The sequence below is a fragment of the Amycolatopsis alba DSM 44262 genome (assembly GCF_000384215.1).
In the GTDB taxonomy this organism is placed as follows: Bacteria; Actinomycetota; Actinomycetes; order Mycobacteriales; family Pseudonocardiaceae; genus Amycolatopsis; species Amycolatopsis alba.
Map to the genome: position 1 here is coordinate 442,630 of NZ_KB913032.1, position 12,489 is coordinate 455,118.

At 69.3% G+C, this 12,489-nt stretch carries 13 protein-coding genes and 1 rRNA gene; 7 read left to right on the plus strand and 7 right to left on the minus strand.

Annotation, left to right across the window (positions count from 1 at the left end; genetic code table 11):
• Position 1 precedes the first annotated feature (1 nt).
• Complete coding sequence (locus AMYAL_RS0101955; protein ID WP_020629617.1) at positions 2-2,278, minus strand: TOMM precursor leader peptide-binding protein; 2,277 nt, start codon at positions 2,276-2,278, stop codon at positions 2-4.
• Positions 2,279-2,500: 222 nt separating this feature from the next.
• Here AMYAL_RS0101955 and AMYAL_RS0101960 point away from each other — a divergent pair, with 222 nt between their 5' ends.
• The 4 genes from AMYAL_RS0101960 to AMYAL_RS0101975 all read left to right on the plus strand — a co-directional run bounded on the left by AMYAL_RS0101960 (position 2,501) and on the right by AMYAL_RS0101975 (position 6,153).
• Positions 2,501-3,340 carry an AfsR/SARP family transcriptional regulator gene (locus AMYAL_RS0101960; protein ID WP_020629618.1) on the plus strand — a complete coding sequence of 280 codons (840 nt, stop codon included), beginning with the start codon at positions 2,501-2,503 and terminating at the stop codon, positions 3,338-3,340.
• Between the two features lie 41 nt (positions 3,341-3,381).
• On the plus strand, positions 3,382-4,065 hold the full coding sequence (locus tag AMYAL_RS0101965; protein WP_020629619.1) for a winged helix-turn-helix transcriptional regulator: 684 nt from the start codon (positions 3,382-3,384) through the stop codon (positions 4,063-4,065).
• A gap of 178 nt (positions 4,066-4,243) precedes the next feature.
• Positions 4,244-4,822 (plus strand): hypothetical protein, encoded by a 579-nt coding sequence (locus AMYAL_RS0101970; RefSeq protein ID WP_020629620.1) that lies wholly within the window; start codon positions 4,244-4,246, stop codon positions 4,820-4,822.
• Positions 4,819-6,153, plus strand: coding sequence for a copper resistance CopC/CopD family protein (locus AMYAL_RS0101975; protein WP_020629621.1), 1,335 nt, complete (start codon positions 4,819-4,821; stop codon positions 6,151-6,153). The genes AMYAL_RS0101970 and AMYAL_RS0101975 overlap by 4 nt, the downstream gene beginning before the upstream one ends.
• On the opposite strand, the gene AMYAL_RS0101980 is transcribed toward AMYAL_RS0101975, so the two are convergent.
• Positions 6,154-6,849, minus strand: a complete 696-nt coding sequence (locus AMYAL_RS0101980; protein WP_051137494.1) for a maleylpyruvate isomerase family mycothiol-dependent enzyme — start codon at positions 6,847-6,849, stop codon at positions 6,154-6,156.
• A gap of 227 nt (positions 6,850-7,076) precedes the next feature.
• Between AMYAL_RS0101980 and AMYAL_RS0101985 the strand changes: the two genes are divergently transcribed.
• On the plus strand, positions 7,077-7,739 hold the full coding sequence (locus tag AMYAL_RS0101985) for a hypothetical protein (protein WP_020629623.1): 663 nt from the start codon (positions 7,077-7,079) through the stop codon (positions 7,737-7,739).
• Positions 7,740-7,742: 3 nt separating this feature from the next.
• Here AMYAL_RS0101985 and AMYAL_RS0101990 read toward each other — a convergent pair whose 3' ends face one another.
• On the minus strand, positions 7,743-8,105 hold the full coding sequence (locus AMYAL_RS0101990) for a YciI family protein (protein WP_020629624.1): 363 nt from the start codon (positions 8,103-8,105) through the stop codon (positions 7,743-7,745).
• Between the two features lie 168 nt (positions 8,106-8,273).
• Between AMYAL_RS0101990 and AMYAL_RS0101995 the strand changes: the two genes are divergently transcribed.
• Positions 8,274-8,555 carry a metal-sensitive transcriptional regulator gene (locus AMYAL_RS0101995; RefSeq protein ID WP_005154208.1) on the plus strand — a complete coding sequence of 94 codons (282 nt, stop codon included), beginning with the start codon at positions 8,274-8,276 and terminating at the stop codon, positions 8,553-8,555.
• Here AMYAL_RS0101995 and AMYAL_RS0102000 read toward each other — a convergent pair whose 3' ends face one another.
• Genes AMYAL_RS0102000 through AMYAL_RS0102010 form a run of 3 tightly spaced genes read right to left on the minus strand, consistent with a single transcriptional unit; the run spans position 8,556 to position 11,124 of the window.
• Positions 8,556-10,709, minus strand: a complete 2,154-nt coding sequence (locus AMYAL_RS0102000) for a heavy metal translocating P-type ATPase (RefSeq protein WP_143267926.1) — start codon at positions 10,707-10,709, stop codon at positions 8,556-8,558.
• A 41-nt stretch (positions 10,710-10,750) separates the two neighbouring features.
• Positions 10,751-10,921 (minus strand): hypothetical protein, encoded by a 171-nt coding sequence (locus tag AMYAL_RS49790; protein ID WP_020629626.1) that lies wholly within the window; start codon positions 10,919-10,921, stop codon positions 10,751-10,753.
• Positions 10,918-11,124, minus strand: coding sequence for a heavy-metal-associated domain-containing protein (locus AMYAL_RS0102010; protein WP_020629627.1), 207 nt, complete (start codon positions 11,122-11,124; stop codon positions 10,918-10,920). The genes AMYAL_RS49790 and AMYAL_RS0102010 overlap by 4 nt, the downstream gene beginning before the upstream one ends.
• Positions 11,125-11,220: 96 nt before the next feature.
• On the opposite strand from AMYAL_RS0102010, the gene cobF reads away from it, so the two are divergent.
• A complete protein-coding gene (cobF, locus tag AMYAL_RS0102015; protein WP_020629628.1) occupies positions 11,221-11,991 on the plus strand; it encodes a precorrin-6A synthase (deacetylating) in 771 nt (256 codons plus the stop codon).
• A gap of 363 nt (positions 11,992-12,354) precedes the next feature.
• On the opposite strand, the gene rrf is transcribed toward cobF, so the two are convergent.
• A 5S ribosomal RNA gene (gene rrf / locus AMYAL_RS0102020) occupies positions 12,355-12,471 on the minus strand.
• Positions 12,472-12,489 lie beyond the last annotated feature (18 nt).

The window sequence follows — 12,489 nt, forward strand, 5'->3', positions numbered from 1 at the left end:
TCTACAAGAACATGGGGAAGGGGTTCAGCCGGTCGTACGGGGTCGGTTCGGCGAGCCTGCCCAAGCGCACCGGCACGTCGAACAGCCGGCCTGGGGCGAAGCGGCTCCAGAACGGGCGCAGCCCCGGAACGACCACCCTGACCACCGGAAGATCGATGTCGGGCCTGGTCTGATCCAGCACGAGCGTCTCCATCCCCAACGCGGAAAGCTTGCGTACCAAGCATTCCACGTCGTCCCGTACGTCGGGCCGCCGGACGAACTTGAAGTCCGCGGCCCGTTTCGCCGAACGCCCCGGCGCCGGCAGCAGATACGGCTGGTTGGCGACCGTGGCGTGTCGGAGCCACCGCGCCGCGTCGGGATCGTCGAGTTCGACGTCGTTCGCGAGCACCGCCGGGATCATCTGGTTGAGCTCGCTGACCGCCCTCCGCAGCGCCGTCCTGGGATCCAGGTGGGCGCCGAACCCCATCATGACGTTCTCGCGCGGTCCGGCGATACTCCTGGACAGCGCGACCATCACCGGGATACCGAGATCCGCGGTCACGTCGAGGACCCACAGTTCCCGGCCTGCCCGCGCGTACTGGCCGACCATCTCCTCGGCCCACGGGTCGTCGAACGACGCGATGTCGACGCCGGGCACGGGAAGCCGGTTGTACCACCACATCGCGACGGCGTCGCGTTCGATGAGTTCGAGAAGCCCTTGCAGGACGGCGTCTTCGATACTGCTGCCTGCCGCGCAGCCGTTGGAGTCCGCGCGCATCCCGGTGATCCCGCACTCCGGCGGCACACCGTAGTAGAGGTACGCCGTCGGCATCAGCTTCCGGCGCTGCTGCGAAAGCGACCACAGCGGCGTCCAGTCGACGGGCTTCCCGTCGTCGAACCGGTCGGGGACGTGCTGGAAGATCGCGTGCCTGGCGTTCCATTCGTCGCGGTTCTCGTACTGGCGCTCGTCGAAGAGCATGCACGAGTTCGGGTGGACGGCGTCCTCGCCGAGCGCGCGGAAGGTGTCACGGATCCGCAGTTCGTCGCCCTGGTAGTTCGCCGAGAACCGTTCGATCGCCTCGCACAGCGCGCCGACCTCGGCGTCGATCGGGCTCGCGCCCTTGCCGCCGTTGTCCCCGCGCAGCCCGGCCTGCAGCCCTGCCTCACCGCGGACGCGGCGCGCGACGTTCAGCCCGGAGCGGTACGCGTTCACGAACGCCGGCGCCCTCGGGTCGCGGGCGATCTCCTTGACGATGCCGGTGACCGGGCTGACCAGGTGGCCGTAGCGGTCGAGCACCTCGACCGGGGTGAGCGTCCGGTGCCCGCCGCCGCCCGACGTCGCCTTCTTGGCCTCCCGCAGCACGACCGGCTCGGCCGTGCGCGCGGCGACGATCCCTTCGTCACCGCATTCCGGGCACTGCGGGCGCCGCCGCAGTTCGTGCAGCCGCCCCTGCAGGTCGAGGGTGTCCAGGATCCACACGGCCTGCTGCCCCGGATAGCGGTGTCCCGCCAGCCATTTGGACGCTTCGAGGGAGATCAGGTGCGACGCGGCCGCGGTCAGCGGCGGCACGGCGGGGATCGGGAACGAGGCCGGTCCGTCGTGCCCGAGGACCTCCTGCACGCAGGCTTCCGCGTGCCGGTGCCCCCACAGCCGGTTGGTCAGGCAGTGCCAGCAGCCGGACCGGCCGGGCTGCATGATCGGGCCGATCCACACCTGCGAACCCGACGGCCTGGCCAGCAGCCACGGCCGCCCGGTGCGCCGGTGTTCGGCGTCGATCCCGGCCAGCCTCGGGTCGAGGTAGTCGTCGCACAGCACGATGGCCAGTTCGGCAGCCGTGTCGACCACTTCGATCCCGCTCGCGCTGAGCGCGTTCTCCACCTGGGAGGTGTCGACGCCGCGGCCGATCGTGGTCAGGCTAGCCGTGGCGGGCTTCTGACGGCAGGCCACCGCGGACGCGTCGAGACCGCACGCGTCCCAATAGGCGAGCGCGCGTTCGTCCCCGCTGAGTTCGTCGGGGACGCGGACGGTGACCAGGCCCGCCTCGACCAGCCTGGCGAGGACACCGGTGACCTGTTCGGCGCTCATCCCCTCCGGGCAGGCGGAGAGCAGTCCGTCGAGGTCACGGGTGCCGTCGAGCAGGGCCGCCACCGACGCGACCTGCGCGCCGCGCATCGCGATGACACCCTGTTCCGAGAACAGGTAAGCGCCGTTGCCCTCGCTGATCTCCGCGCGCAGATGCCGTTTGAAGCCCAGACCGCCGCTGATCGAGCCGGACCCGTTCGACACTGCCTCGCGCATGGGAACCCCCGTAGGTCGGTGCGGTCCCCGCATCCTGCTGGGCGAAGGCGTGCACCGGCCAGTGCGCGTTTCATGGGTCGAGCATGAAAAACCCACGTTTTTCCGGGACGCACGCACGCGGGACCTGGTGGACGGCTCACTGGCCCGGTGCCCCGCCGCTCTGTCACTGTCGAAGCACTGGGAAACAGGTCACGACGCGTATCGAGCTGGAGGGCGCTTGCGATGTACCCCGGATCACGAGTAGCGGACACGCACCACGGCTCGGCACCCAACCCGATTCCGGCCGCGTCCGCAAGCCCCGTCCGCTTCACCCTGCTCGGCCCGCTCGAACTCATGCGGGACGGCATCGACTACGCGCCGACGACGCCGAAGCTGCTGCAGGTGCTGGCCATGCTGGTGATGAGCCCCGGCAAGATCGTGCACATCGACTCGATCGTCCAGGAACTGTGGGCGAACGACCCGCCGCGCAGCGTCCGCACCACGATGCACACCTACGTCTACCAGCTGCGCCGGTGCATCGACGAGAACGACCTCGCCCCGTACGGCGAGACCATGCTGGCGACGAAACCGCCGGGGTACCTGTTCCGGATCGAACCGGACCAGGTGGACGTCTTCGAGTTCCAGGCCCTGCAGAAGAAGGGCCGCGAACTGCAGCTGCGGGGCGAGCACACCGAGGCGGCGAAGGCCTTCCGGTCCGCGCTCGACCTGTGGTCCGGGCCGCCGCTGGCGAACGTCCACTGTGGACCGGTGCTGTCGGCGTACGCGGTCGACCTCGTCGAACAGCGGCGCAGCACCCTGCACCTGCGGATCGAGGCGGACATCGCGGCCGGGATGCGGCACGAGCTGATCGGCGAACTGCGCTCCCTGGTCACCGCGAACCCGCTGGACGAGGCCCTGCACGGCCAGCTGATCCGGGTGCTCGGCCGCAGCGGGCGCCGATCCGACGCGCTCGCGACCTACCGTCAGGTGCGGTCGAGGCTCAACAATGAACTGGGCGTCGAACCCTGCGACGAACTGCAGGTCCTGCACCACGACCTGCTTTCCGAGGGCGAACCCGCGTGAAACCCACTGCTGCCACGGCAACCGAAAGTGAGGATCGGCGGATGAGTCGTACCTATGGGCAGTTCTGCGGCCTGGCCCGCGCGCTGGAGATCATCGGCGAACGCTGGTCGCTGCTGATCGTCCGTGACCTCGTCCTCGGCCCGAAGCGGTTCACCGAACTGCAGGCGGGGCTGCCGAAGATCCCGGCGAGCACGCTGTCCGCGCGGCTCAACGAACTCGAACAGTCCGGTGTGCTCCGCCGCCGCCTGCTCCCCCAGCTCGACGCCGCGGTGATCTACGAACTCACCGAGTACGGCAGCGAGCTCGACCAGATCGTGCTGGACCTCGGCCTCTGGGGCGCGCGGTCGCTCGGCCGCCCGGCCCCCGAGGACGTCTTCACCCTGGACGCGGCGATCCTCTCGCTGTACACGACCTTCCAGAGCGAGAAGGCCAAGGGCGTCCAGGTCACCTACGAACTGCACTACCCCGGCGGGATGGTCCTGCACGCGATCGTCGAGGACGGCGCGCTCAAGGTCGCGGACGGCGCGCATCCCGGTGCCGACGCGATCATCGAACCGCTGGGCCCGTACATCAAGGACCTGCTGAGCGGGGAACTCACCGCCGACGACGCGATGCGGACCGGAAAGGTCCGGGTCGAAGGCGCCTTCGAATACCTGGAACTGTTCACCGGGCTGTTCCACATCCCCGCCGCACCCCAGGTGTCACCCGGAATCGTCATCCGCTGACCGCCGATTCCGTTTTTCGTGACACACGGTGCTTTTGCCTACGCCATTCGTTGTACCGAGCAGCCGAATGGCGTAAGTCCGCAGATCAGCTCAGCAATCCGGAGTAACGAAAACCGGCGGCGAGCGAGATATCGTCGATGTCCGTCACCGGCCGGTCTTTTCCTCCAAGGAGCCCTTCATGGCCGCACTCGATCCCCACCGTCCCGGTCTGCTCGCCTCGCTCAACGGGAAATACCACCGCGCGGCACTCAACATCTTCACGCTCGTCGTGCTGGCCCACTGGGCGGAACACCTCGTGCAGGCGTTCCAGATCTACGTGCTCGGCTGGAAGACCTCGGACGCCCGTGGCGTGCTCGGCATCCCGTTCCCCAAGCTGATCAGCTCCGAGTGGCTGCACTACGGCTACGCGATCGTCATGCTGGTCTTCCTGTTCGCCCTGCGCAAGGGCTTCGCCGGCCGCTCGCGGCAGTGGTGGAACCTGGCGCTCGGCCTGCAGTTCTGGCACCACATCGAGCATCTGCTCCTGCTGATCCAGGCGCAGACCGGCTGGCGCCTCGGCGGCGGCACCGCGCCGAGCAGCATCATCCAGCTGTTCATCCCGCGGGTGGAACTGCACCTGTTCTACAACACGATCGTCACCATCCCGATGATCATCGCGATGATCGTGCACCGGAAGGCGCCCGCCGCCGAACGAGAGCTGACCGGCTGCACGTGTTCGCCCGAAAGCCGGCGTGAGCTGGCCACCGCCGCATCGTGACCAGGAGGCTCTTCGCTCTCCTGGCCTTCGTGGCGGCCTGGCTGGGGGTCGCGGTGTTCGCCGCGGCCCCGGCCTCGGCCCACGTCGAACTCCTCGGCTCGAATCCCGCCGACGGCGCCCGGCTCACCTCGGCGCCGCCTCTGATCTCGATCACCCTTTCGGAGAACATCGGCATCCAGCCGAACTCGATCAAGGTCGTCGATCAGCAAGGCACGAACGTCGTGTCCGGACCGGTGTTCCAGCCCGGTGACGTCGCCGAACAGGTCGCCGTCAAACTCGAGCCCGATCTTCCCGACGGCAGTTACCTCGTGGAGTACGCCTTCGTCTCCACCGACTCGCATCCGGTGCGCGGCACGTTCGCCTTCGTGATCGGCACCGGCCCCCTGATCACCTCGGCGGGCGCGGTGTCCGCCTCCACCGGCACCGATCCGGTCACCGACGCGTTGTTCACCACCTTCCGCTGGGGCTCGTTCGGCGGTGTCGCGCTGCTGGGTGGGATGGTGTTCGTGCTGGTCTGCCGTCCGGGCGGCCGGACGGACCCGGCGGCGCGGAAGCTGCTCACCGCGGGCCTGTGGCTGTCCGGCGTTACGGCCGTGGCCGGGTTCCTGCTGCAAGGCCCGTACGTCGCGGGCCGCGGCGCGGGTTCGGTCTTCGACCCGGCGCTGATCGAGGCGACCCTGCGGGTGGCGTACGGGAAGCTCCTGCTCCTGCGCCTGGCCGCGATCGTCGCGCTCGCCGTGATCGTGCGACGGCTGCTGATGGACGACCTGCCGGACAGGCTGAAGTCGCGTTACGAGAACCTCGGCATCGCGGCCGGGTTCCTCGTGATGCTGAGCTTCTCCGCGACCGGGCACGCGGTGGCCGACAAGATCATGTTCCTCTCGGTCAGCGCCGACCTCGCGCATTTCGGCGCGATGGCCGTCTGGGTCGGCGGGCTGATCCAGCTGGCCGTGCTCCTGCGCGGCAAGTACTCGGCGTCGGAGGCGGAACCGGCACTGGCGCGGTTCCATCCGATCGCCACCTGGTCGATCGTGATCATGGTGGTCAGCGGCGCGTACCTGGGCTTCCGGCTCGTCCCGTCGGTGGAGGCGCTCTGGACGTCGGCCTACGGCATCGTCTTCCTGCTGAAGCTGACCGGGTTCGCCGCGTTGCTGCTGGTCGCGAACCTGAGCCGGAACGCGGTGCGCCGCGGGATCTCCGGCCGCGGCGGCACCGGCGTCGTGACCGCCGACCTGCGGAAACTGCGGGTCAGCGTCGGGGTCGAGGTGCTGATCGTGGCCGTGGTGCTCGCGCTGGCCGCGGCGTTGTCCTCGATGTCCCCGACCGGTTGATCAGCGTTCGACAGGCTCATCCGGCGGGGTGAACGGCCCCCAGGTGAAGGCCCGGAGCCACGGCTCGGGATCGCCCAGCCAGTCCAAGGCGGCGATCTGGGCCGGGCTCCGGCGCCCGGCGAGCGACCGGTAGACGTCCACCGGCGCGCCCGAGAGCACCGCGGCGACCGGTTCGGTGCCGGCGATCCAGGTCGCGCCCTCGATTTCGATCCGCATCCCTGGCAGCCCGTGCTTGCCCAGCGAGGCGCCGAGGCCGCTGACGAGCACTTCGAAACCGCGCAGCCAGGCCGCGTGCGCCTCGGGCGGCGGAGCGCCGAGCGCGTACCGGAGATCGAGTTCGTGGGTGAAGGCGTCCATCACCATGATGTCGCCGCGGCTCTTGCCTTCGCCGTCGGCGGCGAGGAGCGCGTCGGCCTCGGGTCCGCGTTCGGTCCAGAGCCGCAGCAGTTCGGCGGCCGACGCCGTCTCCGGAATCGGGCAGGCCGCACCCCCGAACCGGGTGATCACCCGGTCGCAGATTTCGGTCAGATGCGCGAGCAGGTCCCGGACGGTCCACTGTGGACAAGCCGGGACGGTCCGTTCCCCCGCGCCGGCGTGGTCGGCGAGCAAGATCGAGATGTTCTCTCTGACCTGCCGATATCCTTCGGCCGCTGTCGCCGTATTCCAGCCAGGGACCCGAATTCGGCTGCTCGTCACGCGGCCACCTCCAATAAGGGTGAAACGATGGTCGTCCATTCTCCCACCGGGGGAAGGATGCCCCTTCTTCCCGTTTGCTCCCGACCGTTCGGCGCAAGATCACCCACCCGTGACGCGTGTCGTCGGGGCTTCAGGCACACTGGACGGGGAAAGCCCCCGTGCCGCAACAACTCTGCTGTTCGACAAAGCACGCACCGGTGACAGATCGCCCACTGTGGAGGTGACCAATGGAGATGCCCGGCTTCGATCTGGCGTGGCGTGGCTTCAACCGCGCACAGGTCCGGGAATTCGTTCGCGAGGTCGAAACCGAGTTGCGCCGAGTCGCCGCCGAACGCGACGAAGCGATCCGGCGCGGGGAGGCGCTCGCCGCCCGGCTCACCGCCACCCAAGAGGAAAACCGGGAACTGAAGAACAGCGTCGACCGGATCAGCCGCGTGCCGATCGCCCCGGACGCGCTCCAGGAGCGGTCACGCCGGATGCTCGAACTCACCCGCGAGGAAGCCGACGACATCACCGCGCGCGCCGCCGAGGAAGCCGCCAAGGCCGAGGCGGAACGGAAACGGATCGCCGAAGACTTCGAGCGCGCCATGACGCTGCGCCGGGCCGAGGCGATGCGGGCGCTCGCCGCGCGGGACGAAGCCTCGCAGGCACGGGCGCGAAAACTGCTCGACGACGCCGCCGAGAAGGGCGAGCGCCTGGTCGCCGAAGCGCGGCAGAAGGCCGACGTGGCCCTCGGCCTGCGCGATGACGTGCTGAAACAGCTGCTCGGCTGCCGGGATCTGCTCGCGGAAGCCGGTACGGTCCTGGCGGTCACCGCGGAACCGGAAGTGCCCGTTCAGCGCCGGAGCAGGCCCGAGGCCCGCACCGGCGCCGAAGCGGCCGCCACCTAGGCGTTAGGCGTCGTCCCCGGACGAATACACCACCGGCCGGACCTCCATCGCGTTGATGTGCGCGTCCGGGACCTGGCCCGCGATCTCGATCGCGCGCTCCTTGCTGTCGCATTCGACCAGGTAGAAGCCGGCCAGGTACTCCTTCGACTCGGCGAACGGGCCGTCGGTGACCACCGGGACGCCGTCACGCACCCGGACCACCGTGCTCTCCTTCGGCTCCCCCAGCGCCTGCGTCCCCAGCAGTTCGCCGCTCTCGGTGAGCTTCTTCATGAAAGGGTCGATGCGGGCGACCACCTCGTTGCGCTCCTCCTCGGGGAGAGCGTCCCAGGCGGCGGGGTTCATCGTGATCATGATCATGTACTTCATCGGGGTTCCTCCTGGTCATCCGGCCGGGTGCCCGGCCACTCACGCAGGAGTCGGAGCCGCCGGATCGTCCTCGACATCCTGGCACCCGCGAATTCCACCCGCCCGGAGTGGATACGTGGGGAGGGTATAGTGGGCGACGGCAGGGAACCACGAGAGAGCGGGTGCGGGATGACGGGATACGGCAGCGAGCGGGAGGCCTACCTCAAGCGCCTGCGCCGGATCGAGGGGCAGGTCCGCGGTTTGCAGCGGATGGTCGAAGAGGACAAGTACTGCATCGACATCCTGACCCAGGTGTCCGCGGCCACCAAGGCGCTGCAGTCGTTCTCCCTCGAACTGCTGGACGAGCACCTCGCCACCTGCGTGGTCCAGGCCGCCGCCGCGGGCGGTGAAGAGGCCGACCTCAAGGTCCGGGAGGCGTCCGACGCCATCGCCCGGCTTGTCCGCTCCTGATCACGCGACCCCGCGAAACCGGCGCAGCCGCAGGCTGTTGGTGACGACGAAAACCGAGGAGAACGCCATCGCGGCCCCGGCGATCATGGGGTTGAGCAGGCCGAGCGCGGCCAGCGGCAGCGCGGCGACGTTGTAGGCGAACGCCCAGAACAGGTTGCCCTTGATCGTGCCGAGCGTGCGGCGCGAGAGCCGGATGGCGTCCACGGCCGAACGCAGGTCACCGCGCACCAGTGTCAGGTCACCGGCCTCGATCGCGGCGTCCGTCCCGGTCCCCATCGAGAGGCCGAGGTCGGCCTGCGCGAGCGCGGCCGCGTCGTTGACGCCGTCGCCGACCATGGCGACCACCCGGCCTTGCGCCTGCAGCCGCTTGACGACGTCGACCTTGTCCGCGGGCAGCACCTCCGCGATGACCTCGTCGATCCCCACTTCGGCGGCGATGGCCTGCGCGGATCCGGTGTTGTCGCCGGTCAGCAGGACCGGCCGCAGCCCGAGCGCCTTCAGCTCGGCGACGGCCTTGGCCGACGTCGGCTTGACCGTGTCGGCGACGACGACCACACCCCGCGCCTCACCGTCCCAGGCGACGACGACGGCGGTCGCGCCACGTGCTTCGGCAGCCGTCTTGACCTGGGCGAACTCGTCGCCGACGGTGATGCCGTGCTGGTCGAGGAGGGCGGGCCGCCCGGCCAGGACGGTCTTGCCCTCGACCTGCCCGACGACGCCCAGCCCCTCGGCGTTCCGGAACTTCTCGACCGGCGGAAGCGCACCCAGCCGCTCTTCGGCGGCCGCGACGATCGCGCGGGCGATCGGATGCTCGGAAGCGTGCTCGACCGCCGCGGCGAACCGGAGGACGTCGTCGTCGCCATGGAGGTCGGTGAGGCTCATCTTCCCGGCGGTCACCGTGCCGGTCTTGTCGAGGACGACGGTGTCGACCGCACGCGTGGACTCGAGCACCTCGGGCCCCTTGATGAGGATGCCGAGCTGCGCGCCGCGGCCGGTGCCGACCAGCAGCGCGGTCGGCGTGGCCAGGCCGAGCGCGCACGGGCAGGCGATGATCAGGACCGCGACGGCGGCGGTGAAGGCGGCGTCCGCGCCGCTGCCCACGCCGAGCCAGAAGCCGAGCGTGCCGACCGCGAGCGCGATCACCACCGGGACGAACACGGCCGACACGCGGTCGGCGAGCCGCTGGACCCGTGCCTTGCCGTTCTGCGCGTCCTCGACCAGCCGCGCCATCTGCGCGAGCTGGGTGTCGGCACCGATCCGGGTGGCACGGACGACGAGCCTGCCGCCGGCGTTGACCGTCCCGCCGACGACGTTGTCGCCGACGGTCACCTCGACCGGGACGGCTTCACCGGTCAGCATGCTCAGGTCGACCGCGGATCCGCCGTCGGTCACGACACCGTCGGTGGCGATCTTCTCCCCCGGCCGCACGACGAACTCGTCGCCCGCCTTCAGCTCGCCGATCGGGACACGGCTCTCGGCACCGTCCTTCAGGAGGGCGACGTCCTTCGCGCCGAGTTCGAGCAGCGCGCGCAGAGCTGCGCCGGAGCGGCGCTTGGACCGGGCCTCGAAGTAGCGGCCCGCGAGGAGGAACGTGGTCACCCCGGCGGCGACCTCGAGGTAGAGGTTGCCCGCGCCGGAGCCACGTTCCATGGTCAGCGCGAAACCGTGCCGCATGCCGGGGACTCCGGCGGTACCGAACAGCAGCGCGTACAGCGACCAGAGCGTGGCGGCGACGACGCCGAGTGAGATCAGGGTGTCCATGGTGGCGGCGCCGTGGCGGAAGTTCGTCCAGGCGGGGCGGTGGAACGGCCACGCGCCCCAGGTGACGACGGGGGCGGCCAGGACCAGGGAGACCCACTGCCAGTAGGTGAACTGCCAGGCCGGAACCATCGCCAGCACGATCACCGGCACCGCGAGCACGGCGGAGGCCAGGAGCCGCCGCCGGAGACCGTCCGTGCTGTCTGCGTCCTCGTCGGGCTTGGGTGGCTGGGCCGTGTAGCCCGCGGACTCGACGACGCCGACGAGGTCGTCGACCGAGAGCGCGGCGGGGAAGTCGACCTGCGCCTTCTCGGTGGCGTAGTTGACCGTGGCGGAGACGCCGTCGACCTTGTTCAGCTTGCGTTCGACGCGTGCGGCACAGGACGCGCAGGTCATCCCGCCGATGGCCAGTTCGACACGCTGGGAGGTCCCGGCGGTCACGGCGTGCCTCCCGTGTGTCCCTCGTGATGGCCTTCGTGCACGCTGGTCGGCGCGGGCGCGGGCGGCTTCTCGTCCAGCGGCCCGACGGCCGAACCGATCGCCCAGGCGACGACGAACACCGCGGCCAGAGCCGCGGCGAACGCCGACACCTTGACGGCGGTACTCACGAGACGAGCTGGTAACCGGCTTCGGTGACGGCCGCGTCCACGATCTGGACATCGAGCGCGGTGTCGCTGGTGATGGTTACCTTGCCGCTGGCGACGTCCACGTTCACGGCACTGACGCCCACGATCCCGCTGACCTCCTCGGTGACGGAAGAGGCGCAGTGCCCGCAGGACATGCCCTTGACGGTGTAGGTGGTTTCGGCCATCGGTACGAACTCCTCTACAGGACAAACGAAGCGATCATTTCTTTTATACCCCATGGGGGTAGGGGTGTGCATGGAGGGTGCGGGCACACTGCGGAAATGAGGAAGATCTCCGCCATCGGCATCGGCGCCGGCGACCCGGAACACCTGACCGTCCAGGCCGTCCGGCGGCTGAACGAGATCGATGTGTTCTTCGTCCTCGACAAGGGTTCAGAGAAGCAGGACCTGGTGGGACTGCGCCAGGAGATCCTCGACCGGTTCGTCGAGCGGCCCGGTTACCGCGTCGTGCGGGCGCCGGACCCCGAACGCGACCGTACCCCTGCCGACTACCGGAAGGCCGTCGCCGACTGGCACCGGCTCCGCACCGACGTCTACGAAACCATGATCGCTTCCCTGGGTCCCGATGAGCGGGGCGCGTTCCTGGTGTGGGGTGACCCGGCGCTCTACGACTCGACCCTCACGTTGCTGGACGCCGTGCACGCCAGGGGGAACGTCGAGTTCGAGTACGACGTCGTTCCGGGGGTCAGCAGCGTGGCCGCGCTGACGGCACGGCACCGGACCACGATGAACCAGATCGGCAGGCCGGTCCTGATCACCACCGGCCGTCGCCTCGAAGCCGGCTGGCCCGCGGACGTGGACGACGTCTTCGTGATGCTGGACGCGCAATGCACGTTCTCGAACTTCGCGGACACGGGGCTGGAGATCTACTGGGGCGCGTACCTCGGGACCCGCGACGAGCTCCTGCTGTCGGGTCCTCTGACCGCCGGCCTCGCCGCCGAGATCCGCGCCGCTCGCGCCGCGGCGCGGTCACGGAAGGGCTGGATCATGGACATCTACCACCTGCGGCGCCCCGCCCCCTCCCGCATGTAGTCCCCTGAATGCGGCCGCCCCGCCCTCGCCGTCGCCCCGTCTGACCCCACCCTCGCGTGCCTCGCCCCGTGACTCACGTGCTTGAACGCCGAACTCGCGTGCTTGAACCCGTGACTCGCGTGATCGGAGGGCGATCATCTGTGCCCAGGGGGGCGGCACGTGTGTGTGGATGGACGACACTGACATGGCCCTGTGTCGTCCGTCTGATCACGGGTGTTCGCCGTTCAAGCACGCGTGTTCCGTCTCTGGTCACGTGTGTGACGAGCACAGGCACGTGTGTGACGGGGTGCGGGGTATAGAAAAAAGGCCCAGATCGGGAGAACCTCGGGGGTTCTCGACCGATCTGGGCCTTCTTCAATGTTAGTCCGGCGGTGTCCTACTCTCCCACAACCCTTCGGTTGCAGTACCATCGGCGCTGTCAGGCTTAGCTTCCGGGTTCGGAATGGGACCGGGCGTTTCCCTGACGCTATAACCACCGAAACACTGTGAAACAACCAC